The 17015-nt window shown below is 70.8% G+C and carries 18 protein-coding genes and 1 pseudogene; 13 read left to right on the forward strand and 6 right to left on the reverse strand.

The window, feature by feature from the left end; all coding sequences use genetic code 11:
* The 4 genes from ACN675_RS22350 to ACN675_RS22365 all read left to right on the forward strand — a co-directional run.
* Positions 1 to 1047: ABC transporter permease (locus ACN675_RS22350; RefSeq protein WP_420752925.1), on the forward strand; the 1047-nt coding region annotated here is incomplete at its 5' end.
* A 50-nt stretch (positions 1048 to 1097) separates the two neighbouring features.
* The gene (locus ACN675_RS22355) at positions 1098 to 1772 is read left to right on the forward strand and encodes a HEAT repeat domain-containing protein (protein WP_420752926.1); all 675 of its coding nucleotides are present in this window, start codon (positions 1098 to 1100) and stop codon (positions 1770 to 1772) included.
* A gap of 16 nt (positions 1773 to 1788) precedes the next feature.
* Positions 1789 to 2793 carry a HEAT repeat domain-containing protein gene (locus ACN675_RS22360; protein ID WP_420752927.1) on the forward strand — a complete coding sequence of 335 codons (1005 nt, stop codon included), beginning with the start codon at positions 1789 to 1791 and terminating at the stop codon, positions 2791 to 2793.
* Between the two features lie 35 nt (positions 2794 to 2828).
* The gene (locus tag ACN675_RS22365; protein ID WP_420752936.1) at positions 2829 to 3182 is read left to right on the forward strand and encodes a hypothetical protein; all 354 of its coding nucleotides are present in this window, start codon (positions 2829 to 2831) and stop codon (positions 3180 to 3182) included.
* 102 nt (positions 3183 to 3284) lie between these two features.
* On the opposite strand, the gene ACN675_RS22370 is transcribed toward ACN675_RS22365, so the two are convergent.
* Positions 3285 to 3992 carry a TIGR03089 family protein gene (locus tag ACN675_RS22370; protein ID WP_420752928.1) on the reverse strand — a complete coding sequence of 236 codons (708 nt, stop codon included), beginning with the start codon at positions 3990 to 3992 and terminating at the stop codon, positions 3285 to 3287.
* Between the two features lie 23 nt (positions 3993 to 4015).
* Positions 4016 to 5476, reverse strand: a complete 1461-nt coding sequence (locus tag ACN675_RS22375) for an LCP family protein (protein ID WP_420752937.1) — start codon at positions 5474 to 5476, stop codon at positions 4016 to 4018.
* 257 nt (positions 5477 to 5733) lie between these two features.
* On the opposite strand from ACN675_RS22375, the gene rfbD reads away from it, so the two are divergent.
* The 5 genes from rfbD to ACN675_RS22400 all read left to right on the forward strand — a co-directional run bounded on the left by rfbD (position 5734) and on the right by ACN675_RS22400 (position 10329).
* Positions 5734 to 6603 carry a dTDP-4-dehydrorhamnose reductase gene (gene rfbD / locus ACN675_RS22380; RefSeq protein ID WP_420752929.1) on the forward strand — a complete coding sequence of 290 codons (870 nt, stop codon included), beginning with the start codon at positions 5734 to 5736 and terminating at the stop codon, positions 6601 to 6603.
* 107 nt (positions 6604 to 6710) lie between these two features.
* Complete coding sequence (locus tag ACN675_RS22385) at positions 6711 to 7637, forward strand: glycosyltransferase family 2 protein (protein WP_420752938.1); 927 nt, start codon at positions 6711 to 6713, stop codon at positions 7635 to 7637.
* On the forward strand, positions 7627 to 8712 hold the full coding sequence (locus ACN675_RS22390) for a sugar phosphate nucleotidyltransferase (RefSeq protein ID WP_197253083.1): 1086 nt from the start codon (positions 7627 to 7629) through the stop codon (positions 8710 to 8712). Before ACN675_RS22385 ends, ACN675_RS22390 begins: the two co-directional genes overlap by 11 nt.
* 41 nt (positions 8713 to 8753) lie before the next feature.
* Positions 8754 to 9545: an SGNH/GDSL hydrolase family protein gene (locus ACN675_RS22395; protein ID WP_420752930.1), complete on the forward strand. Its 792-nt coding sequence runs from the start codon at positions 8754 to 8756 to the stop codon at positions 9543 to 9545.
* Positions 9546 to 9558: 13 nt separating this feature from the next.
* Positions 9559 to 10329, forward strand: a complete 771-nt coding sequence (locus ACN675_RS22400) for a crotonase/enoyl-CoA hydratase family protein (RefSeq protein WP_420752931.1) — start codon at positions 9559 to 9561, stop codon at positions 10327 to 10329.
* Here ACN675_RS22400 and ACN675_RS22405 read toward each other — a convergent pair.
* From ACN675_RS22405 to cofD, 3 genes are read right to left on the reverse strand one after another with little or no spacing between them, the layout of a single operon-like run.
* Positions 10255 to 10875: an NUDIX hydrolase gene (locus ACN675_RS22405; RefSeq protein ID WP_420752932.1), complete on the reverse strand. Its 621-nt coding sequence runs from the start codon at positions 10873 to 10875 to the stop codon at positions 10255 to 10257. The genes ACN675_RS22400 and ACN675_RS22405 overlap by 75 nt on opposite strands.
* 2 nt (positions 10876 to 10877) lie before the next feature.
* Positions 10878 to 12248, reverse strand: coding sequence for a coenzyme F420-0:L-glutamate ligase (locus ACN675_RS22410; protein ID WP_420752939.1), 1371 nt, complete (start codon positions 12246 to 12248; stop codon positions 10878 to 10880).
* Positions 12248 to 13237 (reverse strand): 2-phospho-L-lactate transferase, encoded by a 990-nt coding sequence (gene cofD / locus ACN675_RS22415; RefSeq protein ID WP_420752933.1) that lies wholly within the window; start codon positions 13235 to 13237, stop codon positions 12248 to 12250. Before cofD ends, ACN675_RS22410 begins: the two co-directional genes overlap by 1 nt.
* A 430-nt stretch (positions 13238 to 13667) precedes the next feature.
* On the opposite strand from cofD, the gene ACN675_RS22420 reads away from it, so the two are divergent.
* On the forward strand, positions 13668 to 13928 hold the full coding sequence (locus tag ACN675_RS22420) for a WhiB family transcriptional regulator (RefSeq protein WP_420752940.1): 261 nt from the start codon (positions 13668 to 13670) through the stop codon (positions 13926 to 13928).
* Positions 13929 to 14117: 189 nt separating this feature from the next.
* Here ACN675_RS22420 and ACN675_RS22425 read toward each other — a convergent pair whose 3' ends face one another.
* Entirely contained in the window at positions 14118 to 14612 is a 495-nt protein-coding gene (locus ACN675_RS22425) for a metallopeptidase family protein (RefSeq protein ID WP_197253088.1), read from the reverse strand.
* A gap of 89 nt (positions 14613 to 14701) precedes the next feature.
* Here ACN675_RS22425 and ACN675_RS22430 point away from each other — a divergent pair, with 89 nt between their 5' ends.
* From ACN675_RS22430 to ACN675_RS22440, 3 genes and pseudogenes are all read left to right on the forward strand, one after another.
* Complete coding sequence (locus ACN675_RS22430; protein ID WP_420752934.1) at positions 14702 to 15097, forward strand: DUF3499 domain-containing protein; 396 nt, start codon at positions 14702 to 14704, stop codon at positions 15095 to 15097.
* Positions 15098 to 15229: 132 nt separating this feature from the next.
* The gene (locus ACN675_RS22435; protein WP_420752935.1) at positions 15230 to 16603 is read left to right on the forward strand and encodes a phosphomannomutase/phosphoglucomutase; all 1374 of its coding nucleotides are present in this window, start codon (positions 15230 to 15232) and stop codon (positions 16601 to 16603) included.
* A 103-nt stretch (positions 16604 to 16706) separates the two neighbouring features.
* Positions 16707 to 17015 (forward strand): annotated as a pseudogene (locus ACN675_RS22440) (tobH protein); the annotation flags it as partial.

Raw genomic sequence — 17015 nt, forward strand, 5'->3', positions numbered from 1 at the left:
GCACTGCTCATCGGCATCACGCTGACGTCGACGATCGTGGTCGGGACCGGCACGCTCGAGGCCGGGGCGCCCGGAGTCGTCGACGACAACTTCCCGGTCGACGCCCTCGTCGAGGGACCGTCGGACGGGGTGCCGGCCGGTGCCGCCGAGCTGCTCGCCGGCGTCGACGGGGTGCGTGGCGCCACCGAGACTGCGACCGCGAAGGTCACCCTCGTGGGAACGGAGGGCACTGCCGCGGGAACGGAGGTCGCGGTGACGGGTGTCGACACGACCACTGCCGCGGCAACTGTCCGGTCCGACGTCCGCCTGCCGGTGCCGGGCACGATCGTGCTCGAGCAGTCGATCGTCGACAGCGCCGATACGGCCGAGGGCAGCACCGTCACGGTCGCCGGACCGGCCGGGAGTCTCGAGCTGACGGTCGCTGCAACGTCCGCCGGTGACCCCGCCCTGGTCGACCTCGCCGACCTGCGGGCGGTCGCCGGCCCGGTACCGGTCGAGTCCGTGTGGCTGCGTTTCGACGACGGCATGACCGACGACGAGCTCGTCGCGGTGACCGACGAGGTGACCCGGGTCGCGGCGACGGTCGTCCCCGGTGGTGAGGTCGCCGGTGTGGTCGCCATGCGCCGCATGATCGAGAAGGTGCTCGACACGATGCTGCTGATCGTCGGCGGGCTGCTGTCGGTCGCGGTGGTGATCGCGCTGATCGGGGTCGGCAACACCATGGCGCTGTCGGTGCTCGAACGACGACGCGAAACCGCGATGCTGCGGACGATCGGGTTGTCCCGGTCCGGGGTGCGGAGCCTGCTGATGCACGAAGCGCTGCTCGTCGCGGCGGTGGCGTCCGCGCTCGGCGTGACGCTCGGGCTGCTTCTCGGCACGGCGGGCACGGCATCGGTTCTCGGACCCGACAAGGTCGGCTTCGGTGGTGTGCCGTGGCTGCAACTCGCCGGGATCGTCGTCGCCGGTGGTCTCGCCGGGGTGATCGCGTCGCTGGTTCCGGCGCATCGCGCGAGCCGGGTCTCACCGGTCGCTGCGCTGGGCGCTTGACCCTCACACGGTGTCAGGGCTTCCACTGGTCGCGGAAGGAGGTGGTTGTCGTGAGCACAACCCGTCACGGCCGGCCGGATTCCGATCCGGTGGAGGTACTGCTGGTGGAGGCGCTGTCCGATGCGAGCCCGTCGACCCGGCTGAAGGCGGCGCTGCGCGCCGGGACCGATCCCGATCCGCACCTGGTGGAGATCCTGGTGAGCCGGTGTGCCGTGGAACCGGACTTCTACGTCCGCGACATGCTCACCTGGGCACTGTGCCGGATGCCCGCCGACGTCACCGTGCCGAGGCTGCTCGGCGAGGTGCGATCCGGGAACGCGCAGGCCCGCAGTCAGGCCTTGCACACCCTGTCGAAGATCGGGGACCGGCGGGCCTGGCCCGACGTGTCGGCGCGGCTGCACGACCGGGACGACGACGTCGCACGCAGCGCGTGGCGTGCGGCCCTGGCGCTCGTACCGGCCGGCGCCGAGGGCGAGCTGGCCGCCGACCTCGGGGCCGCGCTCGGCCGGGGTGACCGGGAGCTGCAGCGCAGCCTGTCCCGGGCGCTGGTCGGGCTGGGGGAGCCGGTGCTCCCGGTGCTGGAGGCTGCGAAGGCGAGTCCGGATGCGAAGATCCGTGCCCATGCCGAGGCCACCGAAGCGCTCTATCGTGACCCCGACAGTGCATTCGCGCTGTCTGTGGAGACCGCGAAGCGGGTGGCGGTGACCGGACCGGAGGGATCCTGATGGCTGAGGTCGCGCAGTGCTGATCGGGGAAGTCTCACGACGTTCCGGTGTCAGCGTCCGCATGCTGCGTCACTACGACACGCTCGGGCTGGTGGTACCCACCGGTCGCACGACCGGTGGGTACCGCGAGTACTCCGCGGACGACATCCGGCGGCTGTTCCACGTCGAATGCCTGCGCACCCTCGGGATGTCGCTCACCGACGCCAAGCGGGCACTCGACGAGCCGGGCTTCGCACCGGCGACGCTGGTCGCCGAGCTCATCGGGCACACCCGCGCCCGGATCCGCGCCGAAGAGGAACTGCTCGCCCGATTGCTGCGGGTCGACGCCTCCGCTCCCGCGGACTGGGGCGACGTGCTGCAGGTCGTGTCGTTGCTGCACGCGCTCGAGTCGGACTCGGGAGGTCACCGGCAGCGAGCCGTCCTGATACAGGACGAGTCGGCGCCGGTGCCCGTCGCCGCGCTGGTCGAAGCCCTGCTCGCCGAGGACGATCCGAACGTCGCCGGTGCGCTGCAATGGGCGCTCGCCCGCGCCGACGGGCACGGCCTTCCGGAACTGAAGGCCGGCCTGGATTCGCCGGACGCCGAGGTGCGACGGCGCGCGATCACGGCGATCGCCGCGGTGCCGGACGCGGACGCGTCGAGCCTGCTGCGTCGCGCACTCGACGATCCCGACACCACGATCCGCGGTCGCGCCGCCCTGGCGCTGGGCTCCCGCGGCAGCGCCGACGCGCTACCGGCCCTCGTCGATCTCGTCGTCGAGGGCAGGCGCGACGTCGAAGCCGCCGAGGTGCTCGGGGCACTGGCCGGCGGTCCGATCGCAGCCGAGGATGTCGTGGCCGCGCTCGAACACCGATTGGCCGACGCCGCCGACAGTGCCGCTCGACTGCGTCTGGCGCAGGCGCTCGCCGAGATCCCCGGCAGCGCAGCCCGCGACGTCCTCGACCGGCTCGCGCGGGACGAGGATCGGACCGTCGCACTCACCGCGACCGCGATCGTCGACGCGCGAGGTGACGAGCCCTGACCGGTTACGCTCCCGGCGTGGCAGGAACGGGCAGGATGACGCGGGCGTCGCGGGGCGTGCCGTCCGCGCGGGTCGTGACGGTGCTGGCGCTGTGCTGGGCGCGGTTGTGCGGCGCGACGATCGGCTTCGACGAGCGGTCCGGTCTGTACGTGTGCACCGGCCTGCGGTGGGGTTTCGCCCGCGGCGGTACCACAATCGGCGGAGTCTTCCTCACGAACCGGTGGCCGTCGGACCGGTTGCTGCGCCACGAGGCGGTCCACGCCGACCAGTGGGCACGGTTCGGGGTGGGATTCGCCGTGCGGTATCTCGTCGAGGAGATGCGGAACCCGGGTCTGTGCAACCGGTTCGAGATCGAGGCCGGCCTCGCCGACGGCGGCTACCTTCCCTGAGCGCCCCGAGCGCCCCTGAACGTCCTGAGCGAACGGTACATTCACTCGATCGAAGGAGACGAGCGATACATTCGCTCGGAAACGGGAGAGGGGGCCGACCGTTCAGTCGAGCCGGACGGTGATCTTCTCGGTTGCGACCCGCCGCTCGGTGGCGTCGGCGTCGGGGTTGGTCACCTGCACCAGCGACGCGCCGGCCGCGAGGACCGCGAGCAGCCCCGAGATCAGGTCGTCGACGGTGGACCAGTCGCGACTCGACAGCACCCGGTCGCCGCTGCCGATCCCGGCCGACGATGCGGATTCGCGTGCAGCGGAAAGAATTTCGGCAGAAGACCGCCCGTCGAGCGCGGCGCCGGCGTCGCCCGACGACCTGAACTGGTCGCCGTGCATGCGCACGTGCGTGGCGTAGTCGGTCACCCCGACCGGCAGGTTCGGCACCGGCATCCCGAACGCGTCCAGGGACAGCGCCGCGACCTCGGCGACATCGGCGACGTCGTCGAGCCGGTCCGCGGTGACCAGCGCCAGCTCGGCATCGGGATCGGCGTCCAGCACGACGTCGGCGCCCGCCCACCACGCACCGAGCAGCACCGCTGCCGTCTGCCAGTGCGCGGGCAGCAGCACCGCGACCCGGCCGCCGGGCAGCAGCCCGAACTCGTCGCGAATCATGTTGGCGGTCTTCGCCGCCCAGTTCGCGAGCGTGACCGCCGACAACTCGATGCGGGCGCCGGTCGCATCGTCGTACCAGGTGATGCGCGGACCTGCCGGGTCGGCGGCCAGGATCGGATCGAGCAGGGCGTCGGTCAGGGTGGTCACGGAGTTCTCTTTCGTCGGGGTGATCAGTTGACGCAGCGGGTCCCGTTGCCGGCGTCGATCGGGTCGGCGGGTGGGGCGGGTGTGGCGGTGCCACCGGCCGGCGTCAGCTCCGACGCGGCCGTGCTGGTGGTCGACCCGGACGCACCGGAACCGGGGCCGTCGTAGCCGGCTGCCAGCACGACCGTGACCTGACCCTTGGGCAGCGACCTGTCGGCGACGATGTCGAGACCCCCGAGCACGGCGGCCACGGCCTTCGCCTCGTCGGAATCCGGGTCGGCCGCGAACACCGTCGACGTCTCCACCGGATCGCCGCTCCCGACCACCCCGTAGTTGCCGACCTCACCCTCGGTGAAACCCTCGTCCGTCAGGGCGGCCGACACGGTGGACGCGAGACCGGCGACGTCCCCGGCGTTCGCGACGTCGACCGTCACCGAGGAGCGGTCGACGTCGGGTGCGACCGCGGTGGTCGCGGCGACCTCGGTGGCTTCTGTGGTCTCGACGCCGCTGAGGGACGCCACGAACGACCGCACCGCGGCCGGATCGACCTGCACGACGGACTCGCCGTAGTCGGTCATGGCGTTGATGTCCTCGACGGGAATGGTGGAGAACTGCACCGCACCGCCCGACAGGTCCTGCATCTGTGTCGCCAGGTCGAGGATGTCCCAGTCGTCGTCGAGCACCACCGACCGCTGCACCGCCGCGGTGAGCTGACTCAGCTTCGACGGATTGCTCAGCGTCTTCGCGCTGAGCACCTTCTGCACCAGGGACGCCATGAACACCTGCTGCCGCACGATGCGGTCGAGGTCGCCGCGTGGCAGATCGTGGCGTTGCCGGACGAAGCTCAGCGCGTCGGGTCCCTGCAGGGTCTGCTTGCCGGCGGCGAACCGTGCGCCCGACAGCGGCTCGTCGACCGCATTGTTGAGGCAGACGTCCACGCCGCCCACCGCGTCGGTGAGCAGCACGAATCCGAGCAGGCCGACTTCCGCGTAGTGGTCGACTGTGACGCCGGTCAGGTTCGCCACCGTGTCGATCAGGGCTTCGCGACCGGCCCGGGAGGAGTCCTTCTCCGCGGTCGCGTCCGATTCGCCGTCCTCGACGAGCCGGATGCGCTCGAGTTCCTTCGTCGCGCCGTACGCCGCGTTGATCTTCGACATGCCGATGCCCGGCACCTCGACGTACGCATCGCGGGGGATGGACACGGCCGTCGCGGAACTGCCGTCGTTGGGCACCCGGATCAGGATGATCGTGTCGGTGTTGTTGGCGACCTCCTCGCCGGCCCGCAGCGCGTCGAGTTCCCGTTGCGACAGTGCGTTGCCGTGCGCGTCGGTGCGGCTGTCGGTGCCGACCAGAAGGATGTCGAGGGCACCGTCCTCTCCACCGCCGAGCCCGAGACCGCCGATCGTCGCGAGCGAGGCCCGCAGCGAGTCGATGCTCCGCCACGCGAAACCGGTCACCACCAGGGTCAACGCCGCCAGCATCGCCATCGCGATGCGCAACGGACGGCCCTCGAACACCCGCGCGGCGACACTCGGGCCACGCTGCACGGGCGTGGTCTGCTGCCTGGTCCTGCGTGGCGCCGGCCTCTCCCGATCGCTGCGGGTGGGCGGCTCTGGCGGCACGTGCAGGTCCTCCTGTCGGGTGGCTCGGATGGCGTACGCCGCCGTCGGGGCGGCGCGGAACCAAGGCTACTGCGGGCACCGGCGCATCGTCGGGAGCCTCTCCGGCGTGCCAGACTTTGGCCGTGAACACAGTTCTGATCACCGGTGCCCGCGGTCAGCTCGGCCGGCAGTTGCTCGCGCGCGGCACGGCCGCCGGTGTGGAGATCCGCGGATACGGTTCCGACGAGCTCGACATCACGGATCCGCGCAGCGTCGCCGACGTCGTCCGGCCCGGGGACGTGGTCCTCAACTGCGCCGCCTACACCGCGGTCGACGCTGCCGAGACCGACGAGGACCGGGCAGCGGCGGTGAACGGTGACGGTCCGGCGGTGCTCGCCGCCGCGTGTGCCCGAGCGGGCGCCCACCTCGTGCACGTCTCCACCGACTACGTGTTCGCCGGCGACGCGACCGAGCCGTACCGGGTGGACGCGCCGACCGGCCCCCGCACCGCGTACGGGCGGACGAAGCTCGCCGGGGAACGTGGCGTCCTCGCCGCGCTGCCGTCCGCGCACGTCGTGCGCACCGCGTGGGTGTACACCGGCGACGACGGCGACTTCGTCGCCACGATGCGACGTCTCGAACGCGAACGCGACACCGTTTCGGTGGTCGACGACCAGCGCGGATCTCCGACGTTCGCCCGCGACCTCGCGGACGCGCTGCTCGAACTGGCCGCTCGCACGGGCGGCCCGGATCCGGTGCCCGGCGGAGTGCTGCACGCCACCAACGCGGGAGAGGCGAGCTGGTTCGATCTGGCCCGGGCCGTGTTCGCGGAGATCGGGGCGGACCCCGAGCGGGTGCGGCCGTGCAGCAGCGCCGAGTTCGTGCGGCCCGCGCCGCGCCCGGCGTATTCGGTACTCGACGGCAGCGCGTGGGCCGCGGCGGGCCTGACGCCGTTGCGTCCGTGGCGTGAGGCACTGCACGCAGCGCTGAGCACGACGGAGGTCCGTGGGTGACGCGCGACGCCGTGGCGTCCGAGCCGGGCACCGACCGGCCGGGGGACGTGTCCGGGGACGGACTGCGTGATTCGGAGCACTCGGATGCGGCCGCTAAGGTGGCCCGCGTGAGTGCGAAGCTGGCCGTGGTGACGGTGACCTACTCGCCCGGCGAGCACCTGGAGCATTTCCTGGCGACGCTGACGGGTGCGACGGAACTGCCGACACAGGTGATCATGGCGGACAACGGGTCCACCGACGGGGCGCCGGAGGCCGCCGAGGCCGCGCACCCGAACGTGCGGTTGCTGCACACCGGCGGGAACATCGGCTACGGCGGCGCCGTGAACCGCGCTGTCGCCGAGGTCGATCCGTCGGCCGAGTTCGTCGTCGTCGCCAATCCGGACGTGCGGTGGGGGCCGGGATCGCTGGACCGCCTCCTCGAGGCCGCGCAGCGCTGGCCGCGGGCCGGTGCCCTGGGCCCGCTCATCCGCGAACCGGACGGCAGCATCTATCCGTCGGCGCGCAGCGTGCCGACTCTGGTCTCCGGCGCCGGGCACGCCCTGCTCGGCACGGTGTGGCCGTCGAACCCGTGGACCCTGCGCTACCGCCAGGACAACGAGGCGGTCGCCGAGCGGGCGGTGGGCTGGCTGTCCGGATCGTGCCTGTTGCTGCGGCGCGCGGCGTTCGACGCGGTCGACGGTTTCGATTCGCGCTACTTCATGTACATGGAGGACGTCGACCTCGGAGACCGGCTCGGCCGCGCCGGCTGGCTCAACGTCTACATCCCGGACGCCGAGGTCACCCACGCCAAGGGGCACGCCGCCGGACGCCATCCGGAGCTGATGCTGCCTGCCCATCACGACAGTGCCTACCGGTTCCAGGCGGACCGGCACCCGCACCTGTGGCAGGCCCCGCTGCGGTGGGCGCTGCGCGCCGGCCTCGCGGTGCGTTCCAGAGTGGCGGTCGCGGCTGCGGTCCGCGAACGCGATCGAGAGAATTCCGGCACCGTGACGGACGGCCGGCAGAGTGATCAGGGGAGACGAGATGACGAGTGACGCAGCACCGCACACCGATGCGGTCATCCTGGTCGGCGGCCAGGGCACCCGCCTGCGGCCACTGACGCTGTCGGCGCCGAAGCCGATGCTGCCCACCGCCGGTGTGCCGTTCCTGACGCACCTGCTGGCCCGTATTCGGGAGGCCGGGATCAAGCACGTCGTGCTCGGCACCTCGTTCAAGGCGGAGGTCTTCGAGGAGCACTTCGCCGACGGCTCCGATCTCGGTCTGGAGATCGAGTACGTCACCGAGAGCGAACCGCTCGGCACCGGCGGCGGTATCCGCAACGTGCTGCCCAAGCTGCGCGCCGACAACGTCATGGTGTTCAACGGTGACGTCCTCGGCGGCACCGATCTCGGGGCGATCCTCGACACGCACACCCGGACCGACGCGGACGTGACCCTGCACCTGGTGAGGGTCGGGGACCCTCGCGCGTTCGGTTGCGTGCCGACCGACGCCGACGGCCGGGTCACCGCGTTCCTCGAGAAGACGCAGGATCCGCCGACCGATCAGATCAACGCGGGCTGCTACGTGTTCAAGCGGGAGATCATCGAGTCCATCCCCGAGGGCCGTCCCGTCTCGGTGGAACGCGAGGTGTTCCCGGCGCTGCTCACCGAGGGCAAGCGCGTGTTCGGGCACGTCGACGCCGCGTACTGGCGCGACATGGGTACCCCGGAGGACTTCGTGCGCGGATCGGCGGACCTGGTCCGCGGCATCGCGCCGTCGCCGGCCCTGCCGGGGCAGCGCGGCGAGTCGCTCGTGCACCCGGGCGCGTCGATCGCTCCCGGTGCGCTGCTGATCGGCGGAACCGTCGTCGGTCGCGGCGCCGAGATCGGCGCCGGGGCGCGCCTGGACGGTGCCGTGATCTTCGACGGTGCGAAGGTCGAGGCCGGTGCGGTGATCGAGCGGTCCATCATCGGATTCGGCGTGCGGGTCGGACCGCGTGCGCTGATCCGGGACGGCGTGATCGGTGACGGCGCGGACATCGGCGCCCGCTGTGAACTGCTTCGCGGTGCACGGGTGTGGCCGGGCGTGACCATCCCCGACGGCGGGATCCGGTTCAGTACCGACGTCTGACCGCACGAGATACCTTCGACCGACTGCGTGGGTGGTGACCTGTGAAATTCGAACGCTATGTGGCTCTGGGGGATTCGTTCACCGAAGGAGTGGGTGACCCGGACCCGTCGCGTCCCAACGGGATACGCGGATGGGCCGATCGGGTAGCGGACGAACTGGCCGCTGCCGGGCCGGATTTCGCGTACGCGAATCTCGCGGTGCGCGGGCGGCTCATGCGGCAGATCCTCGCCGAGCAGGTCGACGCGGCCGTCACCCTGAACCCGGACCTGGTCACCATCTACGCCGGCGGCAACGACGTCATGCGGCCGAAGCTGGACCTGGACGCGATGGCCGCCGAGTACGACGACGCGATCGGCCGCCTCGCCGCGACCGGCGCGACCGTCGTGATGTGGACCGCCTACGACGTCGGATGGGCGCCGGTGTTCCGGCACCTGCGCGGCCGGATCGCGACCTACAACGAACTCGTTCGCGAGATCGCGGACCGGCGCGGTGCGACGCTCGTCGACTACTGGCGTTTCGGCGAGTACCGGGACTACCGCATGTGGGATTTCGACCGCCTGCACATGTCGCCGCTCGGGCACCGCAACATGGCCGCACGGGTGCTCGATGCGCTCGGCGTCGAGCACGGCATCGAACCGGTCGTCCTCGAACGGATCCCGGAGCCCGCACCCGCCGAGCAGCGACGCGAGGACCTGCGGTGGATGCGGGACTTCCTCGTTCCCTGGGTCGGCCGCCGGGTCCGCGGCACCTCCTCCGGTGACGGGATCACCCCCAAACGGCCGACGCTCGCACCGGTCGAGACCGCGAACCGGGGTGGCTCGCCGGTCGCGTGAGTAGGCTCCGGGGATGACTCCCGACACGGTCGTCGTCCGAAAAGTCGGTCCGGTCACGACGATCGGACTGAACCGCCCGCACGTGCGCAATGCCGTGGACAGACCCACCGCCGAGGCACTCGCCGCGGCGTTCCGGGCGTTCGACGCGGATCCCGACGCGGCCGTCGCCGTCCTCCACGGTGAGGGCGGAACATTCTGTGCCGGTGCGGATCTCAAGGCGATCAGCACGGGCGACGGCAACCGCGTCGCGCCCGACGGGGACGGACCGATGGGCGTGAGCCGGATGCGGCTGTCCAAACCGGTGATCGCGGCGATCTCAGGGCACGCCGTCGCCGGGGGCCTGGAGCTGGCTCTCTGGGCGGACCTCCGGGTCGCCGACGACGACGCGGTCCTCGGCGTGTTCTGCCGCCGATGGGGTGTGCCGCTCATCGACGGCGGCACCGTCCGGCTGCCACGGCTGATCGGGGAGAGCCGCGCGATGGACCTCGTCCTGACCGGCCGCCCGGTCGCTGCCGACGAGGCGCTGAGCATGGGACTGGTCAACCGCACGGTTCCGGCCGGGACGGCGCTGGACGCGGCCGTCGAACTGGCCACCGAGATCGCGGGATTCCCGCAGACGTGTCTGAGGCAGGACCGGCTGTCGGTGCTCGAACAGGCGGGCCTGACCGAGGATCAGGCGATGCTCAACGAATTCCGTCGGGGTACGACGTCACTGGCCGACGGCGCCGTGGCCGGCGCCGCGCGGTTCGCCGCCGGTTCCGGCCGGCACGGCTCGTTCGACTGAGCGGGCCGCCGCCAGCGCCACCAGATGCTCGATCGTGTCGCGCTCGGCGTCGTCGGGCAGCGCGTCGACGGGCCACCACCGCAGATCCGTGGATTCGGCACTGCGCGTCGGCACCGCACCGGGCGGTGCCGTCACCAGGAACCGCAGGTCGAGATGCCGGGTAGGAATCCCGAGCGAGCACGTGATCGGGTGGGTGTGCGCCGACAGCAGGTCCGGATCGATGACGAGGCCCTCGATGCCCGATTCCTCGGTGGCCTCGCGCAGTGCCGCGTCGACCACGGTGTCGTCGGATTCCTCGCAGTGCCCGCCGAGCTGGATCCACCTGCCCACCTTCGGATGCAGGGTGAGCAGCACGTTGCGATGCTCCGCGTCGAGCACCAGCGACGACGCCGTGATGTGTCCGGGCGCGTGGGCACGCAGGCAGCCGTCCGGCGCCGAGCCGAGGAACGCGAGCATCGTGTGCCGCAGCGATTCGGCGTCGGCAGAATCGGTGTCCCAGGCCAGGAGCCGCTCGGTGGCGGACTCGTGCAGCGAACGCGCCGACATCGCTACAGCTCCAGCAGCGCGGCGTCGGCGGATGCGGGTTCGCGCGGCTCGGGTGCGGTGAGCGGATGCCCGACGGCGATCGCGCCGAGCGGCGACCAGTCGGCGGGCAGACCCAGTTCCTCGCGCACCACGTCGGGCGCGAAGATCGTCGATCCGATCCAGCAGCTGCCGAGCCCGCGCACGGCGAGCGCGACGAGCAGTCCCTGCACGGCGGCACCGGCCGCGACCGTGAACATGGTGGCCTCGGCCGCGGTCCGGCGCGCGTCGGGATAGGTGTGCGCGCCGTCGGGCACCCAGAACGGGACGAGGACCTCGGGGGCGTCGTAGAGAATCGCGCCGCGGGCCAGCCGGCGTTCGATCGCGGCCGCGTCCAGTCCGTCTGCCGCCAGGTCCTCGGCCCAGCGGTCGCGCATCCGGTCGAGCAGCCGGCGGCGCACCTGCTCGGTGCGCACCCACACGAACCGCACCGGGCGCGTGTGGTGCGGGGCGGGGGCGGTGAGCGCGTCGGCGACCGCGTCGCGCAGATCCTCCGGGTCGACGGGTTCGGCCGCGAAGGTCCGCACGGACCGGCGCAGCAGCAACGCCTCACGACGCCCCTGGTCGAGAGCCTCGTCGGCGCCGAGCCAGAACAGGTCCTCATCGCCGCGGCGGATCAGGTCCTGGGCCGTGGAACCGTCGTCGACGGTGTCGAGACCGCGCACGATCGCCACCGGAACCCCACCGAGCTTGCCCTTGACGAGGTCGCCGGCGGCGGCGAGTTCGTCGGCGAGGGCGACGGAGGTGACGAACAGTTCGTTGCCCTGCGAATCGTGCGAGCCGGCGTAGCCGTGCAGGACCGGCAGGCCCGCGGCACCGATCGCGGCGTCGGTCTGGCCGACGCGCCAGGCGCGGCCCATCGTGTCGGTGACGACGACGGCGACGGTCACCCCGAGCAGCGAGCGCAAGCGTTCACGCAAGGCGGCGGCGCTGGCGTCGGGGTCCTCGGGGAGCAGCGCGAGTTCGCCGGAGTCGACATTGGAACCGTCGATCCCGGAGGCGGCCTGGACGATGCCGAGCCGGTTCTCGGTGATGAGCGTGCGTCCCTTGCGGGCCAGCACACGGACCGCCTCCTGGGTGACCAGCCGCCGCCGCAGCGCATCGCGCGCGTCCGGGTCGGTGGGGGACTCGACGATGCGTCCCTCGGCCTTGGAGACGATCTTGCTGGTGACGACGAGGATGTCACCGTCGACGAGCCACGGCGCAGCGGCGGCGATCGCCTCGGCGAGATCGTCGCCGGGCCGGAACTCGGGCAGTCCGGTGACCGGGATGATCTCGATCGGCCGGCCGGGTGCGTGGTCGCGCACGTCGGTGCTGGCGGTCGCGTCGGGGGACATCACAGGCTGACTCCGGCGAGTTCGAGTGCGGCGCGCGCCATTTCGGCGGTCGCTGCGGGGTCGGTCATGAGCAGGGGAACGCTGCGGACGGCCACGCCGGGAACGTCGGCGGTGTCGGTCTCGTGGACGAGCCAGCCGTCGAGGATGCCGGTGCCGCTGCGCGCGCCGTAGTGGCGGCCGACGGCTTCCGCGGTCGATTCGATGCCGATCACGTCGAGGCACGCGTCGGCCATGCCGCGCAACGGCTTCCCCCCGACGACCGGAGACAGGCCGACGACCTTCGCGGAGGTGGTGCGCAGGGCGCCGCGGATGCCGGGGATGGCGAGGATCGCGCCGATGCTCACCACGGGGTTCGACGGAGCGAGGATCACCGCGTCCGCCGATTCGATCGATTCCAGCACTCCCGGTGCAGGTTTCGCTTCGTCGGCGCCGATGTGCGCGAAGGAATGGGTCTCGACCGCCGCGCGGTGCCGCACCCACCATTCCTCGAAGTGGATCGCGCGGCGTTCGCCGTCGGCGGGGTCGGTGATCACGACGTGGGTTTCGCTGCGGTCGTCCGACACCGGGAGCAGCGTCACCCCGGGCTTCCATCGGGTGCACAGCGCTTCGGTGACCGCGGAGAGCGGATATCCGGTGCGCAGCATCTGGGTGCGGATGAGATGGGTCGCCAGGTCCCGGTCGCCGAGACCGAACCAGTCGGGGTTCGCGCCGTATGCGGCGAGTTCCTCCTTGGCGTTCCACGTTTCGTCGGTGCGGCCCCAGCCCCGTTCGGGGTCGATGCCACCGCCGAGCGTGTACATGCATGTGTCGAGGTCGGGACAGATTCGCAGCCCGTGCATCCAGACGTCGTCACCGACGTTGACGACCGCGGTGATGCGGTGCGGGGCGTCCACGGCGAGGTCTCGCCCGGGTTCGATGCCGAGCAGCGCGCGCAAGCCGGTGAGGAACCGGGCCCCGCCGACACCGCCGACCAAAACTGTCACGTTCACAGGACAAGCCTAGGGGGTCCGTTTCGTGACTGGTGAGGCACCGCCCGATGGGGTGAAATGTGAGGAATGCGACAGGGTGAATTGTGCCGGGTGTCACCGGGTGAATTGCGCCGAGCGTGACGCGGCCTACTCCGAAGTGCTCGATGGTAGCGAATACGTCCGTTCGGCTTGACCGCGACACGCCCAACGTGTGTAATCACATACGTGTCATTCCGACATTTCGAAACGCAGGATCGTGTGCGGAATATGCATATACGACCGGCCTTCGCGGAATGGCCCGGGGTAGATCCCCGAATGTGAAGGATGCAGCGCTGCAGGTTAGGAGGCGTGTATGGCCGACGAGCGCGAATGGTTCGAGGACTCTCGGATCGACACTGCAGTCGAGGGCATCTGTGCCGAAGGCGGGCACGACGGACAGCCGACGTCGTCGGTGTTGAGTCTGATTGCAGGACTTTCTGATCCGTCGGACGTCGAGGAACAGTGGCAGGACCGTGCGCTGTGTGCGCAGACCGATCCGGAGGCGTTCTTCCCCGAAAAGGGTGGATCGACGCGGGAGGCCAAGCGGATCTGCTTGGGGTGCGAGGTGAAGGACGAATGCCTCGAGTACGCCCTGGCCCACGATGAGCGGTTCGGCATCTGGGGTGGTCTGTCGGAGAGGGAAAGGCGGCGCCTCAAGCGGGGCATCGTCTGAGATCGGGACCGGTCCGGTACGGGGAGTTCGGACAAGGTGGAATGCCGGTCTGCTTGGGGGTGAGGGTCGGGTACTCGATGGGGGTCGAGTATCCGGCCCTCACCCTTTTCCGAGCAGTCGCCACCGAGCCGTAGTCGTCACCGAGTCGCAGTCGTCACCGACGACCGGTCCTCGCCGAGATCACCCGGTTCAGTCTTCGCCGAGATCCCCGAGTTCGGGATCGACGACCTCCGGTTCGACTCCCAGATACGTTGCGACCTGGTGCACGAGCACGTCGTGGACCAGATCGGTCAGGTCGTCGGGATCCTTCGCGCGCAATTCGAGGGGCCGGCGGAACAGGACGATGCGTGCCCGCGTGGCCGCGCCGCGACGATCGATGCCGGCCGGGACGAGCCGCGACAGCGGCACCGGACCGTCCGCGACGACCTCGTCCGGCCAGTTCACCGAGTCCGGATCCAGCGCACGGATCTTCGGGACCTCGTCGACCGCGATGTCGAGCTTCGTGAGGCGGTCGTGCCACTGCGCGTCGATCGGGGCGAACGCACCGAGCACGAGCAGATCGAATTTCTCGGCCCGCGACTTCCACACCGGAAGGTCGTGGGGGAACATCGGCCCGCGGATTCCGCGTCCGCGACGCGCGACGGATCGGGACGTCACGGGGCGGGGCCGACGAACGCGAGACATGTAGGCGACACTACGACACGGGACTCGAATTGTGCCGTTCCGGTGTGTCCGGATAGTCGCGACGCGACGGGCGCGCTACGCTCCCATCCGTGAGAACACTGCGTCGATGCTGCCGGCCTGGGTGCAAGAACCCTGCTGTTGCGACGCTGACCTACGTGTACTCGGATTCCACGGCGGTCGTGGGACCGCTGGCCACGGTGGCCGAGCCGCACTCGTGGGATCTGTGCGAATCGCACGGCTCGAGGATCACTGCGCCGAAGGGCTGGGAACTGGTCCGGTACGAAGGTGCGTTCTCGTCGGGTACACCCGACGAGGACGATCTGACCGCGCTCGCCGAGGCGGTGCGGGAGGCCGGTCTGGGCGATCGCGGTCACGGTCACGGCGACTCCGACGAGTCCGACGCCGCCCCGCGGCAGGTCGCGCAGCCGACGACACGCACCGGCCGTCGCGGACACCTGCGTGTGCTGCCGGACCCCACGTCCTGAGTACAGCAGTCCTGAGCACAGCAGTCCTGAGCACAACAGTCCTGAGAACTGCCGGCCCGAGTGCTCCACTAGGCTGATCGCTGCCGCGCTGCGGAGGGTGGCGTGCGTGTACGACGATCAGGAGCAATAACAGTGGCGAGATCTGCCGAATCCGTGGCCGCCGTCGTCAAGGCATACGACGTGCGGGGCGTGGTGGGTGACCAGATCGACGCGGATTTCGTCCGCGAGGTCGGTGCGTCCTTCGCCCGGCTCGTGCGCGACGGCGAGAAGCCGGCGACGCGGATCGTCATCGGTCACGACATGCGTGAATCCTCGCCCGAGTTGTCCCGCGCGTTCGCCGAGGGCGTCACCGCCCAGGGGCTCGACGTCGTCCACATCGGGCTCGCCTCGACCGACCAGTTGTACTTTGCCTCCGGGCTCCTCGACGCCCCCGGCGCCATGTTCACCGCCAGCCACAACCCGGCCCGCTACAACGGCATCAAGCTGTGCCGTGCCGGCGCGAAGCCCGTCGGTCAGGAAACCGGCCTCGCCACCATCACCGCCGAACTGGTGTCCGGGGTACCCGCCCACGACGGTGCGCCGGGCACGATCACGGAGCAGGACGTCCTCGACGAGTACGCCTCGTTCGTCCGGGGCCTGGTGGATCTGAGCGCGATGCGGCCCCTGAAGGTCGCTGTGGACGCCGGGAACGGCATGGGCGGGCACACGGTGCCGGCGGTGTTCGATGTCCTCCCCGTCGAACTCGTGCCGCTGTACTTCGAACTCGACGGCACCTTCCCGAACCACGAGGCGAACCCCCTCGATCCGGCGAACCTCGTCGACCTCCAGCAGCTCGTGCGCGAGTCGGGAGCGGACGTCGGTCTGGCGTTCGACGGTGACGCCGACCGTTGCTTCGTCGTCGACGAGCGCGGCGAGCCGGTCACCCCCTCCGCGGTCACCGCCCTCGTCGCAGCCCGCGAGCTCGCGAAGGAACCCGGCGCGACGATCATCCACAACCTCATCACCTCGCGGGTCGTGCCCGAACTCGTCACCGAACTCGGTGGCGAGCCGGTCCGCACCCGGGTGGGTCACTCGTTCATCAAGCAGCAGATGGCCGAGACCGGTGCGGTCTTCGGCGGGGAGCATTCCGCGCACTACTACTTCCGCGACTTCTGGGGCGCCGACTCGGGGATGCTCGCGGCCCTGCACGTGCTGGCCGCGCTGGGCGGGCAGGAACTCCCGCTCTCCGAACTCATGAGCTCCTACGAGCGGTACGCCGCGTCCGGTGAGCTGAACTCGACCGTCGACGACGCCGCGGCACGGACCGACGCGGTGCTCACCGCGTTCGCGGACCGCGCCGAGTCGGTGGACCGGCTCGACGGGGTCACGGTGAACCTGCCCGGCAACGCATGGTTCAACCTGCGTGCCTCCAACACCGAACCGCTGCTGCGCCTCAACGTGGAGGCGCGCACGGCGGAAGAGGTCGACTCGCTGGCGACGGAAATCCTGGCCATCGTGCGTTCGTGACGGCGTGCGTTCGTGACGGAAATGTTCGTGACGGGGATAATCGGGTGTGCCCGGGCTGCTGCGTCGGGCCGGTTCGAATCGGCTGAAGGAAGGTGGCGCAGTGATGACGGCTCCCTCGCCGCTGTTCGACTTCGATGACTCGAGCGCTCTGATCGCGGCCGACATCGACGGCATCCTGCGCATGTCGGCGCTCGGCGGCGCGCAGATCCGGGCGACGGCATCCGCGGTCGACGAACAGGCACTGGACCGGTTGCACGACCTGCACCCGCGCAGCGTCGTCCTCGTCGGCGGGGACGCTCGCTCGGCGCGGGCCGCCGAACTGGTCGTCGCGATGCTGGCCGCGCACGCGACCGTGCCGCTGGTCGTCGCACCGACCACCCCGACCTGGGTAGGACCGCTCGATGTGGTGGTG

The sequence above is a fragment of the Rhodococcus sp. O3 genome, from assembly GCF_048897285.1.
Lineage (GTDB): Bacteria > Actinomycetota > Actinomycetes > Mycobacteriales > Mycobacteriaceae > Rhodococcus.